The organism is Nereida ignava (genome assembly GCF_001049735.1).
In the GTDB taxonomy this organism is placed as follows: domain Bacteria; phylum Pseudomonadota; class Alphaproteobacteria; order Rhodobacterales; family Rhodobacteraceae; genus Nereida; species Nereida ignava.
This window is the reverse complement of record NZ_CVPC01000021.1, coordinates 1-21318: the sequence shown is the minus strand read 5'-3', so window position 1 is coordinate 21318 and position 21318 is coordinate 1. Positions and strand designations below refer to the sequence as shown.

General features: G+C 52.8%; 18 protein-coding genes and 1 tRNA gene. All 19 read right to left on the bottom strand.

Annotation, left to right across the window (positions count from 1 at the left end; translation table 11 throughout):
* The coding region (locus NIG5292_RS12530) for an elongation factor Tu (RefSeq protein WP_048599884.1) at positions 1-776 on the bottom strand (776 nt) is incomplete at its 3' end.
* Positions 777-840: 64 nt separating this feature from the next.
* Positions 841-2958, bottom strand: a complete 2118-nt coding sequence (fusA, locus tag NIG5292_RS12525) for an elongation factor G (protein WP_048599883.1) — start codon at positions 2956-2958, stop codon at positions 841-843.
* A 30-nt stretch (positions 2959-2988) separates the two neighbouring features.
* A complete protein-coding gene (gene rpsG / locus NIG5292_RS12520; protein ID WP_048599882.1) occupies positions 2989-3459 on the bottom strand; it encodes a 30S ribosomal protein S7 in 471 nt (156 codons plus the stop codon).
* Positions 3460-3471: 12 nt separating this feature from the next.
* Positions 3472-3843: a 30S ribosomal protein S12 gene (gene rpsL / locus NIG5292_RS12515; protein WP_048599881.1), complete on the bottom strand. Its 372-nt coding sequence runs from the start codon at positions 3841-3843 to the stop codon at positions 3472-3474.
* Positions 3844-4128: 285 nt separating this feature from the next.
* Complete coding sequence (locus NIG5292_RS12510) at positions 4129-5022, bottom strand: DMT family transporter (protein WP_048599880.1); 894 nt, start codon at positions 5020-5022, stop codon at positions 4129-4131.
* 109 nt (positions 5023-5131) lie between these two features.
* Positions 5132-9394 carry a DNA-directed RNA polymerase subunit beta' gene (gene rpoC, locus NIG5292_RS12505; protein WP_048599879.1) on the bottom strand — a complete coding sequence of 1421 codons (4263 nt, stop codon included), beginning with the start codon at positions 9392-9394 and terminating at the stop codon, positions 5132-5134.
* 52 nt (positions 9395-9446) lie between these two features.
* Positions 9447-13583 carry a DNA-directed RNA polymerase subunit beta gene (gene rpoB, locus NIG5292_RS12500; RefSeq protein ID WP_048599878.1) on the bottom strand — a complete coding sequence of 1379 codons (4137 nt, stop codon included), beginning with the start codon at positions 13581-13583 and terminating at the stop codon, positions 9447-9449.
* 245 nt (positions 13584-13828) lie between these two features.
* Positions 13829-14203: a 50S ribosomal protein L7/L12 gene (gene rplL, locus NIG5292_RS12495; protein WP_048599877.1), complete on the bottom strand. Its 375-nt coding sequence runs from the start codon at positions 14201-14203 to the stop codon at positions 13829-13831.
* A 72-nt stretch (positions 14204-14275) separates the two neighbouring features.
* Positions 14276-14788: a 50S ribosomal protein L10 gene (gene rplJ, locus NIG5292_RS12490; protein ID WP_048599876.1), complete on the bottom strand. Its 513-nt coding sequence runs from the start codon at positions 14786-14788 to the stop codon at positions 14276-14278.
* A gap of 281 nt (positions 14789-15069) precedes the next feature.
* Complete coding sequence (locus NIG5292_RS12485; protein WP_048599875.1) at positions 15070-16179, bottom strand: Hint domain-containing protein; 1110 nt, start codon at positions 16177-16179, stop codon at positions 15070-15072.
* Positions 16180-16431: 252 nt separating this feature from the next.
* Positions 16432-17130 (bottom strand): 50S ribosomal protein L1, encoded by a 699-nt coding sequence (rplA, locus tag NIG5292_RS12480; RefSeq protein WP_048599874.1) that lies wholly within the window; start codon positions 17128-17130, stop codon positions 16432-16434.
* A 1-nt stretch (position 17131) separates the two neighbouring features.
* Positions 17132-17557 (bottom strand): 50S ribosomal protein L11, encoded by a 426-nt coding sequence (gene rplK / locus NIG5292_RS12475; RefSeq protein ID WP_048599873.1) that lies wholly within the window; start codon positions 17555-17557, stop codon positions 17132-17134.
* A gap of 104 nt (positions 17558-17661) precedes the next feature.
* Complete coding sequence (gene nusG / locus NIG5292_RS12470) at positions 17662-18195, bottom strand: transcription termination/antitermination protein NusG (protein WP_048599872.1); 534 nt, start codon at positions 18193-18195, stop codon at positions 17662-17664.
* Between the two features lie 197 nt (positions 18196-18392).
* Positions 18393-18578, bottom strand: coding sequence for a preprotein translocase subunit SecE (secE, locus tag NIG5292_RS12465; RefSeq protein WP_048599871.1), 186 nt, complete (start codon positions 18576-18578; stop codon positions 18393-18395).
* A 52-nt stretch (positions 18579-18630) separates the two neighbouring features.
* Entirely contained in the window at positions 18631-19512 is an 882-nt protein-coding gene (locus tag NIG5292_RS12460) for a hypothetical protein (protein ID WP_048599870.1), read from the bottom strand.
* A gap of 13 nt (positions 19513-19525) precedes the next feature.
* Positions 19526-19600: transfer RNA gene (locus NIG5292_RS12455), tRNA-Trp, on the bottom strand.
* Positions 19601-19667: 67 nt separating this feature from the next.
* A complete protein-coding gene (locus NIG5292_RS12450) occupies positions 19668-20459 on the bottom strand; it encodes a GT-B fold glycosyltransferase domain-containing protein (RefSeq protein WP_503121297.1) in 792 nt (263 codons plus the stop codon).
* Positions 20422-20613: a hypothetical protein gene (locus NIG5292_RS12445; RefSeq protein ID WP_048599868.1), complete on the bottom strand. Its 192-nt coding sequence runs from the start codon at positions 20611-20613 to the stop codon at positions 20422-20424. Before NIG5292_RS12445 ends, NIG5292_RS12450 begins: the two co-directional genes overlap by 38 nt.
* A gap of 127 nt (positions 20614-20740) precedes the next feature.
* Positions 20741-21318: EF-Tu C-terminal domain-related protein (locus NIG5292_RS12440; protein WP_048599867.1), on the bottom strand; the 578-nt coding region annotated here is incomplete at its 5' end.

The window sequence follows — 21318 nt, the reverse complement described above, 5'->3', positions numbered from 1 at the left end:
AACATTTCAACACCTGTGCAGGTTGTCTTCGTGGTGTCACGGATACCAACGATCTCGATCTCTTCACCAACGTTGATAACGCCACGCTCAACACGACCGGTTACAACTGTACCACGGCCAGAGATTGAGAACACGTCTTCGATCGGCATCAGGAACGGCTGGTCAACAGCACGTGCTGGTGTCGGGATGTAGCTGTCAACAGCTTCCATCAGCTTGTCGATAGACTCTTTACCGATGTTGTCATCGCGGTCTTCCAGAGCTGCCAGAGCAGAACCCGCTACAACTGGGATGTCGTCGCCTGGGTACTCGTAAGATGACAGAAGCTCACGGATTTCCATTTCAACCAACTCGAGCAACTCTTCGTCGTCAACTTGGTCAACTTTGTTCATGTAAACAACCATGTAAGGGATACCAACTTGGCGACCCAAAAGGATGTGCTCACGTGTTTGTGGCATAGGACCATCAGCTGCGTTAACAACCAAGATCGCGCCGTCCATCTGAGCAGCACCAGTGATCATGTTTTTCACATAGTCAGCGTGGCCTGGGCAGTCCACGTGTGCGTAGTGGCGTGTCTCTGTTTCATACTCAACGTGAGCAGTAGAGATTGTAATACCACGTGCTTTTTCTTCCGGCGCGCCGTCAATCTCGTCGTATGCTTTGAAGTCACCAAATTGCTTGGTGATCGCTGCAGTCAACGTCGTCTTACCGTGGTCAACGTGACCAATCGTGCCGATGTTTACGTGCGGTTTAGAGCGTTCAAACTTTTCCTTAGCCATGAGAGGCCTCCTTCATTTTCCAGTAGAACGGTGGCCCTCATGGGCCACCGTAAAAGGTGTCAGATCAAGCGTATTTAGCTTGGATTTCTTCAGAGATGTTGCTTGGTACAGCTTCATAGTGATCGAACTGCATCGAGAACTGCGCGCGGCCCGAGGACATAGAGCGCAATGTGTTGATGTAGCCGAACATATTCGCAAGCGGCACCATCGCATCGATGGCAATCGCATTACCGCGAGTATCCTGACCCTGAACTTGACCGCGACGTGATGTCAGGTCGCCGATGATACCACCGGTGTATTCTTCAGGAGTGATAACTTCCACTTTCATGATTGGCTCGAGCAGTTTCGCGCCAGCCATTTTCATGCCTTCACGCATACACATACGTGCAGCGATCTCAAACGCGAGGACCGAGGAGTCAACATCGTGGAATTTACCGTCGATCAAAGCAACTTTAAAGTCGATGACGGGGAAGCCTGCCAACGGGCCGCTGTCCATAACCGATTTAATGCCTTTTTCAACACCCGGGATGTATTCCTTTGGAACCGAACCACCAACGATGCGGCTCTCGAAGGAATAACCTTCGCCTGGCTCCGTCGGTGTAATGATGAGTTTAACCTCACCAAACTGACCTGAACCACCAGATTGCTTTTTGTGGGTATAAGAATGCTCAACTTCGCGGTCGATGGTCTCACGGTAGGCTACTTGTGGCGCACCAATGTTCGCTTCAACTTTGAACTCACGCTTCAGACGATCAACGAGAATGTCGAGGTGAAGCTCACCCATACCCTTCATGATTGTCTGACCTGACTCGATGTCAGTCTCTACGCGGAAAGATGGATCTTCCGCTGCAAGACGTGCGAGGCCTGTCGACATTTTCTCTTGGTCGCCCTTGGTCTTAGGCTCAACCGCGATCTCGATCACTGGATCTGGGAATGTCATTGTTTCGAGAACAACAGCGTCGTTCTTGTCACAAAGTGTGTCACCAGTTGTCGTGTTCTTCAGACCACCAAGCGCGATGATGTCACCAGCAAATGCTTCGGTGATTTCGTCACGATCGTTGGAGTGCATCATCATCATCCGGCCAACACGCTCGGTGTTACCCTTAGTTGAGTTCAGCATTGAGTCGCCCTTACCGAGCGTACCTGAGTAGATACGAACGAATGTCAGGGAGCCAACAAACGGGTCGTTCATGATTTTGAACGCGAGGCCAGAGAAGGCCATGCTGTCATCGGCACGACGTGGAATGTTACGAACTTCTTCTTCGTCGCCTGGCTTAAAGCCCATGTAGTCGACAACGTCGAGTGGCGAAGGAAGATAGTCAACAACAGCATTCAACAGAGGCTGAACGCCCTTGTTTTTGAATGCAGACCCACCAAGAACAGGAACAAATGCCAAAGCCAATGTGCCTTTGCGGATCAACGCGCGCAGTGTTGGAACGTCAGGCTCGTTGCCTTCCAGGTATTCCATCATCGCTTCGTCGTCCATTTCGACAGCAGCTTCGATCATTTTACCGCGCCATTCGTCAGCCATGTCCTTCAGGCTGTCGCGAACTGGCACCTTGATCCAAGAGGCGCCAAGGTCTTCACCCTGCCACAACCATTCTTCCATGGTTACGAGATCGATCAAGCCTTCCAGCTCAGTCTCGGCACCAATCGGGATACCAACTGGAACAGCGCGTGCACCAGTACGGTCTTCAATCATGTTTACGCAGTTAAAGAAGTCCGCGCCGATTTTGTCCATTTTGTTAACAAAAACGATACGTGGGACTTTATAACGGTCAGCCTGACGCCAAACAGTTTCAGTCTGTGGCTCAACACCGGCGTTGGCGTCGAGAACACAAACAGCACCATCGAGAACCGCAAGCGAACGCTCAACTTCAATCGTGAAGTCAACGTGGCCTGGTGTGTCGATGATATTCATGCGGTGCTTAGGCGAGTCTGGTGTTGAACCGTCTTCGGTGCGCTCCCAGAATGTTGTAGTCGCAGCGGACGTGATGGTAATACCACGCTCTTGCTCCTGCTCCATCCAGTCCATCGTTGCTGCGCCGTCGTGGACTTCGCCGATGTTGTGGGACTTGCCTGTGTAGAAGAGAATACGCTCGGAGCAGGTGGTTTTACCTGCATCGATGTGCGCCATGATACCGAAGTTACGGTACAGCTCTAGGGGATATTCGCGTGCCATTGGAATGGGTCCTTGGACGAAAAGTGAAAATTACCAGCGGTAGTGCGAGAACGCTTTGTTGGCATCTGCCATCTTGTGCGTGTCTTCGCGCTTTTTAACAGCTGAACCGCGTGACTGAACAGCGTCCAGAAGCTCACCAGCAAGGCGCTCTTCCATTGTGTTCTCGTTGCGCGAACGGGATGCGTTGATCAACCAACGGATGGCCAATGCTTCGCGACGCTCAGGGCGCACTTCAACCGGCACTTGGTATGTTGCACCACCAACACGACGTGAGCGAACCTCAACGGCGGGTTTGATGTTATCGAGTGCTTCGTGGAACACTTCAACGGGGGCGCGTTTGATCTTGCCTTCAACGCGGTCGAGTGCGTTGTAGACGATGCGCTCAGCGGTAGATTTCTTACCATCGAGCATCATGTTGTTCATGAATTTTGTCAGAACCTTATCGCCATATTTGGCGTCGGGCAGAACTTCGCGTTTAACAGCGGCGTGACGACGTGACATCTGCGGCTCTCCTTATTTAGGGCGCTTGGCGCCGTATTTCGAACGACGTTGTTTACGGTCTTTGACGCCTTGGGTATCCAGAACGCCGCGCAGGATGTGGTAACGCACACCGGGAAGGTCTTTTACACGACCGCCACGGATCAGAACCACAGAGTGCTCCTGAAGGTTGTGGCTCTCACCGGGAATGTAGGAAATAACCTCAAAACCGTTGGTCAAACGCACTTTAGCAACCTTACGCATCGCCGAGTTCGGCTTCTTAGGCGTGGTTGTGTAAACGCGTGTGCAAACGCCACGTTTTTGGGGGCATTGCTCCAAGTGCTGGGACTTGGAGTATTTACGTTTAGGCTGACGCGGTTTCCGGATCAGCTGTTGGATAGTCGGCATTGAGGACTTTCCCCTTTGTTGCAACTTCTTCGTTTTGGGGGCCTAGGTCCCCGTTTCATTTCGTGTCGTGCAAGCGCGTCCGCAAACACAAAAGCCCGCATCGGGTAACCCTACCTGGGATCCGAGCGGTGGATTTTCAGAGGATCGGAACAGCAGTAGTTCGGATCGTGACCACTAATTTCTTTGACAAAAGGGGCGTACCCCCTCTTGGGATGTGCGGGCTATACTGAGAGTCGCCCCCCCTGTCAACAGCACCTCATGAACGCATCAGATCAGCGATACGTGCTAAGCCGCGGCAACCTTCTCGCGCTCGGCGATCCGCCGCTCGCGGTAGAACGTAAATAGGCCCGATCCAGTAATGATGAGCGCCCCCAAAATGGTCAAAATACTCGGCCATTCACCGAAAAGGACAAAGCCCAGAACCAGCGCCCAAACCAAAGCCGTGTATCTGAACGGCGCCACAAACGAGATGTCCCCAACCCGCATGACCATCACGCTAAATACATAGCCGCCGATGATGAACAGGGATGCACCCAACACCAACCAAATTGACCGCGATGTGAACGGCGCCCATTCGATTGTGGTACTAAACGCGGCGGCCCACAAAAACACGCCGATAGCTGACAACAGCGTCACCGCCATTGTGTGCGTGTCAGGCGACAGGCGTCGCGTCACCAGATCACGGACGGTAACGAAACCAACGGCAAACAGCGCATAGATCGAGAATACATTAAACCCGTCCGCACCGGGCCGCACGATGAGCAGCACACCGACGAACCCCACAACAATGGCAAACATGCGCCGCCAGCCCAGTAACTCGCCCAGAAAAAGTGCGCCTGCTAAGCTGACTGTCAGGGGCAGGGTTTGCAAAATGGCCGTCGCGTTGGCGAGCGGTAGATTAATCAAGGCCGTAAGAAAGAAATATGCAGCACCAATTTCGGCACCAACACGTGCTGCGACCAATGGCCAATCGCCTTTGGCGATCCCCTTACGGAAAGCGCCCATCACAGCAGCCATGATCGCAATTAGGATGACAGTGACAAACCCGCGGACGGTCAGTGTCTGAAACAAAGGCCATTCCGTTGAGATCGCTTTCAAGCAAGCGTCATTTAGCGTGAATGCCGCCATAGAGCACATCATGAGCGCGGCACCGCGCGTGTTTTCTTGCAAAGTTGCCATGGCAAATCGAATACACGGCCCGCAAGAAAAGGGAAGCATTGTTGTACAACCGAAACGAAAAAGGCCCCCGCACTGCGGAGGCCTATCTCAACACTTAAGGACGGTCGCTTTAGTCGCGGCTGTCAGCATCCCCCGTCATGATGGTGTCAAACTCATCACCACCCACAACGTCTTCGGGTGTCGGCGCGGCCAATGCGGCAGCTGCTTCGGCTTCTTCACGACGCGCTTCCAGAACAACGTTGTCACGATCCTGAGCAACACGCTGCATCTGCTGAGTTGCGCCACCGGTACCGGCTGGGATCAGACGACCCACGATTACGTTCTCTTTCAGACCGATCAGCTTATCGCGCTTACCTTGAACGGAAGCTTCAGTCAGCACGCGTGTCGTTTCTTGGAACGATGCGGCTGAGATAAAGCTGCGTGTCTGCAACGATGCTTTCGTGATGCCGAGCAAGATAGGCTCGCCCTTCGCCAAACGACCACCGCGTGCAGCGGCTTTCTCGTTCGCAAGGTCAAACTCTTGCTTGTCCACATGTTCACCCTTGAGCAGCGTTGTTTCACCGCTGTCGAGGATTTCCCACTTCTGGAGCATCTGACGCACGATAACTTCGATGTGCTTGTCGTTGATCTTAACGCCCTGCAGTCGGTAAACTTCCTGCACTTGGTTGATCATGTAGTCAGCAAGCGCTTCGACGCCCATGACCGCAAGAATATCGTGCGGCGCAGGGTTACCGTCCATGATGTAATCGCCCTTCTGGACGTAATCACCTTCCTGAACAGGAATGTGCTTACCCTTAGGCACCATGTATTCGACTTTCGCCTCATCAGCGGCTTCGGGCGTCTCGGCTGCAGGAACAATCGCGATGCGGCGCTTGTTCTTGTAGTCTTTACCGAAGCGCACGTAGCCATCGATTTCAGCAATGATCGCGTGGTCTTTTGGACGACGTGCTTCAAAGAGTTCCGCAACGCGTGGCAGACCACCGGTAATGTCTTTTGTTTTCGCGCCCTCACGAGGAATACGCGCAACAACATCACCTGGGTTTACCGTGTCACCATCTTCAACAGACAAAATCGCGTCTACTGACATCGGGTATGCAACAGGGTTGCCATCGTCCTTCAGAACAGGCTCGCCATTTGCATCCGCCACCAAGATTTTTGGTGCCAGCTCGTTGCCTTTTGGCGCCGAACGCCAATCAGTAACGATACGCTGTGTCATACCGGTTGCGTCATCTGTGTCTTCACGAACTGCGATGCCCGCAGTCAGATCAACGAACTTAATGACGCCGCCTTTTTCTGCGATCATTGGAAGTGTGAATGGGTCCCATTCAAACAGCTTATCGCCGCGTGCAACATCAGCACCTTCTTTGACCAAAAGCTTAGAACCGTAGGACACTTTATGTGACGCACGCTCTTTGCCGTCTGGACCGGTGATGGAAAGCTTCATGTTGCGGCCCATAACGATCTGCTCGCCTGCGGCGTTCTCGATCAACTGGCCATCAGCGAAGACAACTTTACCCTCTTGGCTAGCTTCTTGGAACGATTGTTGGCCACCGCCCTGCGCAACACCACCAATGTGGAATGTACGCATGGTCAGCTGTGTGCCTGGCTCACCGATAGACTGCGCCGCGATGATGCCGACGGCCTCACCTTGGTTCACAATTGTACCACGTGCGAGGTCACGACCATAACATGCCGCACAAACGCCTTCTTCACTTTCACAAGTGAGCGGGCTGCGGATGCGCATAGACGCTACGCCAGCTTCCTCAAGACGGTCAGATGCGCGCTCGTCGAGCAACTCACCTTTGGTTGCCAAAACATCGCCAGTCACAGGGTGCAGAACATCTTCCGCACACACACGACCCAGCACACGCTCTGCCAAGGTTGCAACAACCTCACCATCGTTAACCGCTGCTTCTGCGGTGATCGCCACTTCAGTACCACAGTCATGCTCGCGCACGATGCAGTCCTGAGCCACGTCCACAAGACGGCGTGTCAGGTAACCTGAGTTCGCAGTTTTCAACGCCGTATCCGACAGACCCTTACGAGCACCGTGGGTAGAGTTGAAGTACTCAAGAACAGTCAGACCTTCTTTAAAGTTCGAGATAATTGGCGTCTCGATGATCTCACCGTTTGGTTTGTTCATCAGGCCGCGCATACCGCCGAGCTGTTTCATTTGAGTGACCGAGCCACGCGCTTTGGAGTCAGCCATCATGAAGACGCTGTTCGGCTCCATCTCTGCGCCGTTTTCATCGGTTTTGATCGAAGCGATCGTCCCCATCATGGCGTCAGTGACTTTGTCGTTACACTTTGACCAAGCATCGACAACTTTGTTGTACTTTTCACCCTGAGTGATCAGGCCGTCCATGTACTGTTGTTCGAATTCAGCCACTTGTTCACGAACGCCGTCAACGATTTCCCATTTGTTGTCTGGAATAACCATGTCGTCCTTACCGAACGAAATACCGGCGCGGAACGCTTCGCGGAAGCCCATGGTCATGATCTGGTCACAGAAGATGACAGACTCTTTCTGGCCACAGTAACGGTAAACAGTGTCGATGACTTGCTGAACTTCGCCTTTCTTCAAAAGACGGTTCACCAGTTCAAACGGCGCTTTGTTGTTCATCGGCAGCAATGCACCAAGGCGCACACGGCCCGGTGTTGTTTCAAAGCGTTGGATGACAGTGTTACCTTCTTCGTCAATCTGAGGAACACGTGCTTGGATCTTGGCGTGAAGATGGACTTCACCCGTATCAAGTGCGTGCTGCACCTCGTCGATTGAACCAAAGACCATGCCTTCGCCCTTCATACCCGCACGCTGTAGCGACGTGTAGTAAAGGCCCAAGATCATGTCCTGTGACGGAACAATGATCGGCGCGCCGTTCGAGGGCGACAGAACGTTGTTGGTCGACATCATGAGAACACGCGCTTCAAGCTGTGCTTCAAGTGACAACGGAACGTGAACCGCCATCTGGTCACCGTCAAAGTCAGCGTTGAACGCAGAACACACCAGCGGGTGCAACTGAATTGCTTTACCTTCGATGAGAACAGGCTCAAACGCCTGAATGCCCAAACGGTGCAGCGTAGGCGCACGGTTCAACATGACGGGGTGCTCACGAATAACTTCGTCGAGGATATCCCAAACTTCTGGACGCTCTTTTTCTACCAGCTTCTTAGCCTGCTTGACTGTCGAGGACAGACCTTTGGCTTCAAGGCGAGAGTAGATGAACGGCTTAAACAGCTCGAGCGCCATTTTCTTAGGCAAGCCACACTGATGCAGCTTCAACTCGGGGCCCGTGACGATGACGGAACGGCCAGAGAAGTCGACGCGCTTACCCAAAAGGTTTTGGCGGAAGCGACCTTGCTTACCTTTAAGCATGTCAGAAAGTGACTTGAGCGGACGCTTGTTTGCACCGGTGATGACACGACCGCGGCGGCCGTTGTCAAAGAGCGCATCAACAGATTCCTGCAACATACGCTTTTCGTTACGTACGATGATGTCAGGCGCGCGCAGTTCAATCAGGCGCTTCAGACGGTTGTTACGGTTGATTACACGACGATAAAGGTCGTTCAAATCAGACGTCGCAAAGCGACCACCATCAAGAGGCACGAGTGGGCGCAGCTCTGGCGGGATCACAGGCACAACAGTCAGGATCATCCACTCAGGACGGTTGCCGGACTCGATGAAGCTCTCAACAATTTTGAGGCGCTTGATGATTTTCTTTGGCTTCAACTCACCAGTTGCTTCAGCAAGATCAGCACGCAACTGCTCGGCTTCGGCTTCCAGATCGATGGCTTGCAACATCTCGCGGATCGCTTCCGCGCCGATGTTTGCAGTGAACGCATCCATGCCGAAGTTGTCTTGTGCGTCCATATACTCTTCTTCGGTCATCAGCTGACCGTAAGTAAGGTCAGTCAAGCCAGGCTCGATGACGACATAGTTTTCAAAGTACAAAATGCGCTCAAGATCACGCAGTGTCATGTCCAGCATCAAGCCAATCCGAGATGGAAGTGACTTGAGGAACCAGATGTGTGCAACCGGTGACGCCAACTCGATGTGGCCCATACGCTCACGGCGTACTTTTTGAAGCGTAACCTCAACACCGCATTTCTCGCAGACAACGCCGCGATATTTCATGCGCTTATATTTGCCGCACAGACATTCGTAATCTTTGATCGGGCCAAAGATACGCGCACAGAACAGGCCATCACGCTCAGGCTTGAACGTGCGGTAGTTGATGGTTTCTGGCTTTTTGATTTCACCGAATGACCAAGACAAAATGCGCTCTGGCGATGCCAAAGATACTTTGATTTCGTCGAACACCTTTGTGGGTGTCAGTGGGTTAAACGGGTTATTTGTGAGTTCCTGGTTCATTTTCAGATCCTTAAATCAGGGGGGAGGAAGGGGGGAATGAGGGGCTAAGCCCTCATTCACCATCCTCCGCATCCAGGAGTTCCATATTCAGGCCGAGGCCACGGACTTCTTTGACAAGAACGTTGAACGACTCGGGTACGCCCGCTTCGAAGTTGTCCTCGCCTTTGACAATGCTTTCGTAGACTTTCGTCCGTCCAGCAACGTCGTCCGATTTGACCGTAAGCATCTCTTGCAGGGTGTATGCAGCGCCGTAAGCTTCCAGAGCCCAGACCTCCATCTCCCCGAAACGCTGACCACCGAATTGCGCTTTACCGCCCAATGGCTGCTGTGTGACCAGCGAGTATGGACCCGTTGAACGCGCGTGGATTTTGTCGTCCACGAGGTGGTGTAGTTTCAGCAGATGCTTGATGCCGACTGTGACAGGACGGGCAAACTGCTCACCAGTACGACCGTCAAACAAGATTGACTGACCGCTCTGGCTGAAGCCTGCGCGAACCAACGCATCATTGACGTCAGCTTCCTTGGCACCGTCGAATACTGGCGTCGCAATTGGCACACCGCGTGTGACGTTGCCCGCTGCTTCAACAACAGACTGCTCATCCATGCCCTTAATGCCTTCGTCATAGACGTCGTCACCATAAGCAATTTTCAACGCATCACGGACAGGTGTCAGATCGCCAGAACGCTTGTACTCGCCAAGCGCCTCATCGATCTGAATACCAAGGCCACGTGCAGCCCAGCCCATATGGGTTTCAAGGATCTGACCAACGTTCATACGTGAAGGAACACCAAGTGGGTTCAGAACGAAATCAACCGGCGTACCATCTGCGAGGAACGGCATGTCTTCCATAGGGACAACCTTGGAAATAACACCTTTGTTACCGTGACGACCCGCCATCTTATCACCGGGCTGCAGCTTACGCTTAACAGCGACAAAGACTTTAACCATCTTCATAACACCTGGGGGCAGATCGTCGCCGCGGCGAACTTTCTCTACCTTGTCCTCAAAGCGCGCATCGAGGGTCCGTTTCTGGATCTCGTACTGCTCATTCAGGGCCTCAACGATTTTCGCATCGTCTTCGTCCTCAAGAGCAAGCTGCCACCACTGACCACGGCTAATGCTGTCGAGCAAATCTGCGTCAATTTTAGAACCGGCCTTAACGCCTTTTGGTCCTTTGACAGCAATTTTGCCTTCGATCATGTCGCGGAGACGGGCGTAGATGTTGCGATCGAGGATGACCAATTCGTCATCACGGTCACGGGCCAAACGCTCAACTTCTTCACGCTCGATCTGAAGTGCACGCTCGTCTTTTTCAACGCCGTGGCGGTTGAAAACGCGGACTTCTACGATTGTACCGAAATCACCTGGCGGCAGACGGAGTGATGTATCACGCACGTCGGATGCTTTTTCGCCAAAGATCGCTCGCAAAAGCTTCTCTTCGGGTGTCATTGGGCTTTCGCCTTTTGGCGTGATCTTACCAACAAGAATGTCAGCCGGACCAACTTCCGCACCGATGTACACGATACCCGCCTCATCGAGGTTACGCAGAGCTTCCTCACCGACGTTTGGAATATCGCGTGTGATTTCCTCTGGCCCAAGCTTGGTGTCACGTGCCGCTACTTCGAACTCTTCGATGTGCACGGAAGTAAACACGTCATCACGCGTGATGCGCTCGGAGATCAGGATGGAGTCCTCATAGTTGTAGCCATTCCAAGGCATAAACGCGACAACCACGTTTTTACCAAGGGCCAGCTCACCCATGTCAGTTGACGGACCGTCGGCAATAACTTCACCTTTGGTCACCAAATCACCAACCTTCACCAACGGACGTTGGTTGATACAAGTGTTCTGGTTTGAGCGTTGGAATTTACGCATGCGGTAAATATCAACACCAGCATCACCCAGCTCGAGGTCTTCGGTTGCACGAATAACGATACGTGTCGCATCGACTTGATCGATGATACCCGCGCGTTTCGCCATGATCGCCGCACCGGAATCGCGGGCCACAACTTCTTCGATACCAGTACCAACAAGTGGTGCCTCGGCTTGCAGAAGTGGAACCGCCTGACGTTGCATGTTCGATCCCATTAGGGCGCGGTTAGCATCGTCGTTTTCAAGGAACGGGATAAGCGAGGCTGCGACAGAGACCAGCTGCTTTGGTGAAACGTCGATCAGGTTCACGCTGTCGGACGGTGACAATGTGTAATCACCAGACTTACGTGTCGAAACCAGATCGTTGACGAACTTGCCGCCTTCATCAAGGTTTGCGTTGGCCTGCGCAACAGTGTGGCGCATTTCTTCCGTCGCGGACATGTACTGAACTTCGTCAGTCACCTGACCGTCAACAACTTTGCGGTATGGTGTTTCGATGAAGCCGTATTTGTTAACGCGTGCAAAAGTTGCCAGCGAGTTGATCAAACCAATGTTTGGACCTTCCGGCGTTTCAATCGGACACATCCGACCGTAGTGCGTTGGGTGCACGTCGCGCACCTCAAAGCCCGCACGCTCGCGTGTTAGACCGCCTGGTCCAAGCGCTGAGAGGCGACGCTTGTGCGTCACTTCGGAAAGCGGGTTTGTTTGGTCCATAAACTGTGACAGCTGCGATGAGCCGAAGAATTCACGAACTGCGGCGGCCGCAGGTTTCGCATTGATCAGATCTTGCGGCATCACTGTGTCGATTTCGACAGAGGACATACGCTCTTTGATCGCACGCTCCATGCGGAGCAGACCAACGCGGTACTGGTTCTCCATCAACTCACCAACGGAACGCACGCGGCGGTTGCCGAGGTGGTCAATGTCGTCGATGTCGCCACGACCATCGCGCAGATCAACCAGCGCTTTGATACATGAAACGATGTCTTCTTTACGCAATGTGCGCTGTGTGTCTTCTGCATCAAGCGCAAGGCGCATGTTCATCTTAACACGGCCTACTGCAGACAGATCATAACGCTCACTATCGAAGAAGAGCGTGTCAAACAAAGCAGAAGCAGAATCTACGGTGGGTGGCTCACCCGGACGCATCACACGGTAGATGTCCATGAGCGCAGTTTCGCGGTTCATGTTTTTGTCTGCCGCCATGGTGTTACGCATGTAAGGGCCAACGTTGACATTATCGATGTCGAGGACAGGAATTTCAGTGATACCAGCGTCCAGCAATTCTTTCACAGAACCGCCGATTGCATCGCCGTCTTTGTCGACTTCCCATGTCAGCTCATCACCGGCTTCAACGTAAATCGCGCCGTTGTCTTCGTTGATGATGTCTTTAGCAACAAACTTGCCCATGATCTGATCGAACGGAAGCAGCAATTCAGTCACTTGGCCTTCGTCGATCAATTTCTTGACCGCACGTGGCGTTACCTTCTTGCCCGCCTCAGCAATTACTTCGCCCGAAGCTGCATCGATGAGGTCATATGTTGGACGTGTGCCGCGAACGCGCTCCGGGAAGAACTTCGTGACCCAGCCTTTACCCGCTTCATAACGGTAAGACACTGTGTCGTAGTATGCGTCCATGATGTCTTCTTGGGTCAGACCCAAAGAATACAAAAGCGTCGTTACAGGCAGCTTGCGGCGACGGTCAATGCGCGCAAAGACGATGTCTTTAGCGTCGAACTCAAAGTCCAGCCAGCTACCGCGGTAGGGGATGATCCGGCATGCAAACAGGAGTTTGCCTGATGAGTGGGTCTTGCCTTTATCGTGATCGAAGAAAACACCCGGTGAACGGTGCATCTGACTCACGATAACACGCTCGGTGCCGTTCACAACGAACGTACCGTTTGGCGTCATCAAAGGCATGTCGCCCATAAAGACATCTTGCTCTTTGATGTCTTTGACAGATTTCGCGCCTGTATCTTCGTCAATTTCAAACACGATCAAGCGCAGCGTCACTTTCAGTGGCGCGCTGTATGTCATGTCACGTTGCTGACACTCCTCAACGTCATACTTCGGCTTTTCCAGCTCGTAGTTGACGAACTCAAGGATCGCAGTTTCGTTAAAATCTTTGATCGGGAAAACCGACTGGAAGACGCCTTTGATGCCCTCGCCGTCGAGCGGCTGAAGCTGGTCGCCTGACTTCAAAAAGAGGTCATATGATGACTTCTGAACCTCAATAAGGTTCGGCATTTCTAGGACTTCGCGGATTTTACCGTAGTATTTGCGCAAGCGTTTCTGGCCGAGGAAGGATTGAGCCATGTGCGTTGTCACCTTTCATGTGTTCTCACTGGATCGCTACACCGTCGGGCATCGGTGCGCGGCCCTTTTGAGACAGGAAAACCAAGCCAATACCTGCGTATCATCCCACCGACACGCTCCCGCTTGGACCTTCCTTAGAAGCGGCTCTGCATTTGAAAGCAGCTTCTAAGACAGGTTAAGCTGGGCACGGAATTAACCATGCCCAGCCAATATTGTGCGCGGGACTAAGCCCCACACCCAGCCAATTAGGCCAGTTCGATCTCTGCGCCAGCTGCTTCCAGCTTAGCTTTGATGTCTTCAGCTTCTGCTTTGTCGACACCTTCTTTGACTTTACCGCCAGCTTCGACGAGGTCTTTAGCTTCTTTCAGGCCAAGACCTGTGATGCCGCGGACTTCTTTGATGACTGCGATTTTTTGCGCGCCGGCGTTCTTCAGAACAACGTCGAACTCAGATTTTTCTTCAGCAGCTCCACCAGCGTCGCCACCTGGGCCAGCCATCATGACTGCGCCGCCAGCTGCTGGCTCGATGCCATACTCATCTTTGAGGATGGTTTTCAGTTCTTGTGCTTCGAGAAGGGTAAGACCAACGATCTCTTCAGCAAGTTTTTTCAGATCAGCCATTATACTGTTTCCGTTTCCTAAGGTTGTGTTCCAACGTGTAGCGATGTTGCCCACGAGGGTTTCCAGTTGTGCTTATGCAGCTTTCTCTTCGATGGTCGAAAGAATGCTCGCGATGTTCGAAGCAGGTGCGCCAATTGCTCCAGCGATGTTGGAAGCAGGTGCGCCGATACAACCCACGATAGAAGCAATAAGCTCCTCGCGGCTTGGCATCGATGCAACGGCTTTCACGCCAGCAACATCCAGAGCAGTATCACCCATTGCACCACCAAGGATAACGAGCTTGTCGTTTTCCTTTGCGTATGCATCAACCACTTTCGCTGCAGCGACAGGGTCTTCTGAATAGGCGAGAACTGTCATCCCTGTCAGGTACTCAGACACGCTTTCGCATGGCTGACCGTTCAGGGCGATTTTGGCGAGCCTGTTTTTGGCAACACGCACAGACCCACCCGCTTCGCTCATTTTAGCGCGCAAGTCCTGCATTTCAGCAACTGTCATTCCCTCGTAGTGGCTAACCACTACGACGCCAGAGCTTTCAAAGATTTGGCCGAGTTCGTCGACGACTTTTTCTTTTTGTGCTCTATCCACAGTTTTTCTCCAAATATGGCGGGTTACCCCGCCGGCTCAGTGTACCGGATTGCTCCGGCGGTTGGGTCCTTCAAACGGGACGCCCGAACCGCCAGTGACCAAAACGGCCGCTGAAGAAACTGGTCTGATCCCGCCTCAGGCAGGAATTAAAGGACTAAAGCCCAAACCCACCATCTCGGACGAAACGCAAAAGAGCGCGTGACGAATCGCGCGCTCAACTGCAAGAACGTGGTTAGACAATTGTTAGTGTCTTGCCAAGCCCCGTTTCACTGCCACGATTGCTACGCGCACAAAGCCGGCGAAAACCCACCGACTACAGGTTTGTTGTTTTTCAAATGCCGCGCAACAAGTTGCCTGATCTGCCTTCCCTTAGGAATGAGGCGTGCTGGCCGCGCTGCGGTTTGCAACAATTCAGGAAAGAAGTCTGCAATCTCTGTAACTGCATCAGGGCCAATCGCTTTGCACGCCTGCGCGCCGGTAAGCAATGACTCAGTAGGTGCATCATGGGCATAGATAATCTGATGCTCATCAAGAAGTAGGTGAAAGTAGGTCACCGTATCCCAATCCTCGACAAGCTGAACGTCCGGCAAATCCAGCAGCTTGATAGCGGGGACCAAAACTTCGTCTGTGCCTGTCATCCTTTCAGCGATTGGCGATACAAACAACATCCGATGCTGCTGTGAGACGATAAGGTCCTTGCTCGGAATCCCTGCACCAAGTGCACCAGCCTTAATGCAAACAGGTCGAAAATTATCGCGGGCAGGGCGGCTTGCCTTGCCAATCCACCGGATGGGCTGCGGGGCACCGTCACGTGTGACCACCAGATCACCCACATGTAAATCCTCAACTCTGCGGTTCCCCTGAGGCGTAAGGATTTCCATCCCTTTTACAAAGCACGTGACAAAATTGAACGCCTCACGATCCCCGAACAAACCCACGGAAGCGTTGGTGTCCAACGTTCCCAAAGTAAGAGAACGGATGGCGCCCGCTTCAAGTGCTGTTTGGTTAGCACTTGGGCCGAAATCCGGCGCGAGGAACGTGTCACCGTTGGTATCCTGAAAGACCACAGCGGTAATTTGCGCGCTTGTACCGTCAACATATGTGAGCGTCGCGTTGTATACGGCAAGCGCATCAAAGGTCCGAACAGGACCCCCATCAATTGAAAACTGATCATTGGAAAAGAAGTTATTTTGATCGTAAATTCCGCCAAAACCAAAATTGAACCCGTTACCAACGGTTGAGAACGAACGAATATCGTTCACAAGTGCATTGCCCACTCCCCCAAAAGTTTGCTGCTCCAGAAGGTTGGCGTTCTCAGCGAAAAAATTACCCTCAATAGGGTCGATGATTGACTGATTACCAAGGGAAATAACATTAAACGTTGTAGGCATACAGTGACTGAGGCGCGCGGCGCCAACCCTTCATGGAAACAAAACACTCTTTAGTAAGGAATTGTTAACCAAGGGAATATGGCCGAATTTGGCCTCAATCTGCATCAATTCATGTCGGAGAAAAGGATTGTTAGTGGCCGCGCAACAAACGCTAGGGTTCGCTAAGGTGTGCGACCAAACAACATCCACAAAAAGAAAAAGGCGAGCCCCGAAAGGCCCGCCTCAAAATACTCAACAATTGAGCGCGTAAGATTACTCTTGCGCTGCGTCGTCGATAGATACCGTTACACTTGGGCCCATTGTTGAGCTCAGTGTGATCTTTTTCATGTAAGCGCCTTTGGCACCGGAAGGACGAGCCTTCTGAACCGCACCGATGAAAGAGCGAACGTTTTCGATCAACTCTTTTTCACCGAATGATGACTTGCCAAGACCTGCATGTACAACACCAGCTTTTTCAGCTTTGAACTGCACTTCGCCGCCTTTGGCAGCTTCGACAGCGGCTTTGACGTCCATGGTCACTGTGCCAACTTTTGGGTTTGGCATCAGGTTGCGTGGGCCGAGTACTTTACCCAACCGACCAACGATTGGCATCATGTCAGGTGTCGCAATGCAGCGATCAAAATCGATGGTGCCGCCTTGGACGATTTCCATCAGATCTTCTGCACCAACGATGTCTGCGCCAGCCGCCTTCGCTTCGTCTGCTTTTGCATCACGTGCGAAGACAGCAACACGAACTGATTTACCAGTGCCGTTTGGCAAAGATACAACACCACGAACCATTTGGTCTGCGTGACGCGGATCAACACCGAGCTGCATGGAGATTTCGACAGTTTCGTCGAACTTTGCTGTGGCGTTGGCTTTTACCAGTGCGACCGCCTCACCAACGGTGACGTTGGATTTGCCCGCGAATGCCTCGCGTGCCGCAGTTGTGCGTTTTCCAAGTTTTGCCATCTTACTTCACCTCAATGCCCATAGAGCGGGCAGAGCCCAGAATAATCTGCATCGCGGCTTCGATATCGTTCGCGTTCAGATCTTTCATTTTCGCTTCAGCGATCTCACGTACCTGCGCAGCAGTTACCTGACCAACCGTCTCACGGCTTGGGTTGTTCGCGCCAGATTTAACCTTGGCAGCTTTCTTCAGGTAGTATGACGCTGGTGGCGTTTTGATGTCCATGCTGAACGACTTATCAACGTAATACGTGATAACCGTTGGGCAGGGTGCACCTGGCTCCATATCCTGTGTCTTGGCGTTAAACGCCTTACAGAATTCCATGATGTTGATACCACGTTGACCAAGCGCAGGGCCTACGGGCGGTGATGGGTTAGCTTGACCTGCAGGAACCTGCAGCTTCATTGTGCCAGCGACTTTTTTAGCCATTGGACTTCTCCTTGCTCAACTCCCACTCCAGACGCGTCTGGCGGGATGGGTTGCCGTGGTCCGGTCTGACAGCGCGCTGCCAAAACCTCCCACGATTTGCACGATCAGGCCTGTTTAGTGACCTGCGTGTATTCCAATTCGACCGGCGTTTCGCGACCAAAGATTGATACTGTAACCTTGAGACGCTGGTTGTCGTCGTCGACTTCTTCAACCATGCCGTCGAAATCTTCAAACGGACCATCGTTAACTTTAACTTTCTCACCGACTTCAAAGTGAATGAGCGTACGCGGCGCTTCTTCACCTTCTTGAACGCGGTTAAGAATTTGATTCACCTCCGCATCACGCATCGGCATCGGGCGGCCTTGCGGGCCCAAAAATCCTGTGACGCGGTTCATGGAATTGATCAAGTGATAACCTTCATCCGTCATTTCCATGTGAACCAAAACGTAGCCAGGCATAAAGCGGCGCTCGGTCGGAACTTTTTTGCCGCGGCGAATTTCGATGACTTCTTCGGTTGGAACCAGAACTTCGTCGATCTGGTCTTCCAACTCAGCCTCAGCCGCAGCGACTCTGATGCCTTCAGCGATCTTTTTCTCGAAGTTCGAGAGTACGCTTACTGAATACCACCGTTTTGCCATTGCTGTCGGTCCTTTTGTGCCGCACGCGAAAGCGCGCAAAATCTTATGTTAATTCAAACAGTTACACTGCCTTCTCAAAACAAAAAGCGGCGCGCTACACGAATCGAAGCACGCCCATCTGTCCCAAGTTGTTGCGCAATACCGCCGAAAACATGTTGTTTCAAGGTGTTATACGCAATTTAGAAAGCAGCTACGCGTTAGCCGTTCAGGATAAACGATAGTCCCGAGCGAATAATCCAATCGACGAAAAAGAAGAAGATAGCCGTCAAAACAGCCATCATGAACACCATGATTGTCGTCAAAACTACTTCACGGCGCGTTGGCCATGTGACGCGACCAACTTCGGTGCGGACTTGTTGAATAAACTGAAGCGGATTCGCCATGTGTCGTTTTCCTATAGATTTCATTGGCAGATACTTGGGCCAGACTGGTTTTTCAAGCCTTGAGCAGATGAACCTTGGGCATTGCTGCAATTTCCGCCATGTCAGCCGCATATCTTTGCGCTGACAGTTCCAGATCGGCGGCCTGCCAAGGGTCAAACTTTGGATATTGCGCCCCTGTCGGAAATGCATCCCGCGCTGCCTGTGCAATAGGGCGGCGCGGGATTTTATGCAGGCGGCGATTATGACCGGGGTCACGTGCTTGATGCTCCCGCAGGGCCGTAACAGCCTGCTCAGACAACCCGGGGTGGGACCGCTCAGGTACCAACGGAATGGCGCCCAAATCTTGACCAATCAGCCCTGCAAATATTCTTTGAGCCAACACGCCATAGTCTTCATAGCGCCAGACCATGATCCGGCGGACGTTTGGTAAAGCATGAATGCGATCAACCAAGTCCACCCACGTGCAAACATCATAACTTGAGCGCGTGATAAAACGCTCAAACGACGGAAAATACCCCCCCATCAGCGTTTGGGTGTAGAGCGATCGGAAGTAGCCCGCGTAATCCCTCAGCGAAATCGCTACATCAACCTGCTGCTCAGGCGCACCCTGCCCCATCTGTGCAATCAACTCATGACCGCGTTCATAGAGAACAGGGTTCGGACCCTCGCCCATTTTGTAGGGCAGCCGCAGCATATTCTCCTCGGAAATGAGCAACCGATCATGCCCGCCCAACATTTGCTGCACACCACTTGCAAAACGCCCCTCAGCAAGGCGCAAATAATCCGCAACGTCACTGCCACCTGCGCGAAGCGTCTTTGGGTCCCAGTAACTTACGCTCGCCGCGTTGAGCCGTGCCCGTGACAGGCGCAAACTGGCCTGCATATGCGTCGTGGCCGTTTTGTGCACGCCAACGTGAAGCATAATATGTGTCATGGGAAAATTCGCCTGGCAGGGGCGGAGGGGATCGAACCCCCGGCCGTCGGTTTTGGAAACCGATGCTCTACCGCTGAGCTACACCCCTGCAGGCAGGAATGCGAATAAGCGAGGTCTGGAGTAAGATCAAGACAGCAATTCATCTCGTGGCTCAATTACCGCTCATGCGGGATATCAACAGCCCGCTGTTTAGCAATCACCGCACGCTGAAATCCAGCGTTGTGGATGACATCAGCGGGTTTGGCGCTGTGCCGGTCGTAAAAAGCAATCATGCTTTCAAGCCCGTCAAATTTGGTGAAGTCCCGCAGTAGCTCATCAGCCACCCATTTGATCGGCAACTCCAACAGCGTCTGTGCCTTTTGGTAATGGTAACAAATCACATTGCGCAGCGCTTGCGGCTTGATTGCACCAGCTTTGTTCCATTTCACATCGATCATATTCATCTTGAGCCCCGCCAGATGCGTTGCAACAGGCAGACTTATCTGATCGAGCGTGGGATAGATCCCTTTCGCCAATCGTCGCGCTTCAATCGCAAGCGCCGTATCGCGCCAAATTTTGCCGAATTGATCCCCCTGGTACGCCACAAAGCCGGCCGACATACTTGGAGCAACATAGGACCCGCTGGGGCGCGCAAGCCTGCCACGAGGCAGTTCCATATCAACTGAAGCATAAGCCGCGCGCCACGTATCCACAGTTTTGCCCCACATCCAATCGCCAGTTGGCCTGCCAGACACTGCACCAACGCGCAAAGCATCGCCAAGGAAAGCGGGCTGCAACATGAACATGTCTGTATCAAATAAAATTGTGGTGGGCGCTGAGCGGCTCGCGGCACAGGCATAAAGTTTGTTGCCCTGGGGATAGGGCACCTCAAACTCGGGCGATATCGGAGCAAGCTGTACGCCGTGCCGCTCAAAAAAAGCGCAACGTTTCGGGGTGTAACTGATCAATCAGGTGCGAACGGCAATAGGCGTGGAGGGCTACATCATCCGCCGCGAACGCCATCAATGAGGACGCAAGAAGAATAGCTGGCCACTCATAATGGCCCGGTTCGACCATAAAGACGCAAGCAAGCTCAGCTTTGTCATGGTGGATCAGGGTCATAGCGTCTCCGCAAAAGTTACGAGAGCGGGCTATGACACAATCTGGGCAAAACTATGGAAAACGGCCGCCCCAAATGAATGAAGCGGCCGTTGTATCGTTTTGAATGCGCCCAAAAGGCGCAATCAGCTTAGGCGATGATTTTTGCTACGACGCCCGCGCCTACTGTGCGGCCGCCTTCGCGGATCGCAAAGCGAAGACCGTCTTCCATAGCGATAGGTGCGATCAGCTCGACTTCGAACTTCAAGTTGTCGCCCGGCATAACCATCTCGGTACCCGCTGGAAGCTCAACTGTGCCTGTCACGTCAGTTGTACGGAAGTAGAACTGTGGACGGTAGTTCGCAAAGAATGGCGTGTGACGGCCACCTTCTTCTTTAGTCAGAATATAAGCTTCTGCCTCGAACTTTGTGTGAGGGGATACGGAACCTGGCTTACAAAGAACCTGGCCACGCTCAACACCTTCACGGTCAACGCCGCGAAGAAGCGCGCCGATGTTGTCGCCTGCTTCACCGCGATCAAGCAGCTTGCGGAACATTTCAACACCTGTGCAGGTTGTCTTCGTGGTGTCACGGATACCAACGATCTCGATCTCTTCACCAACGTTGATAACGCCACGCTCAACACGACCGGTTACAACTGTACCACGGCCAGAGATTGAGAACACGTCTTCGATCGGCATCAGGAACGGCTGGTCAACAGCACGTGCTG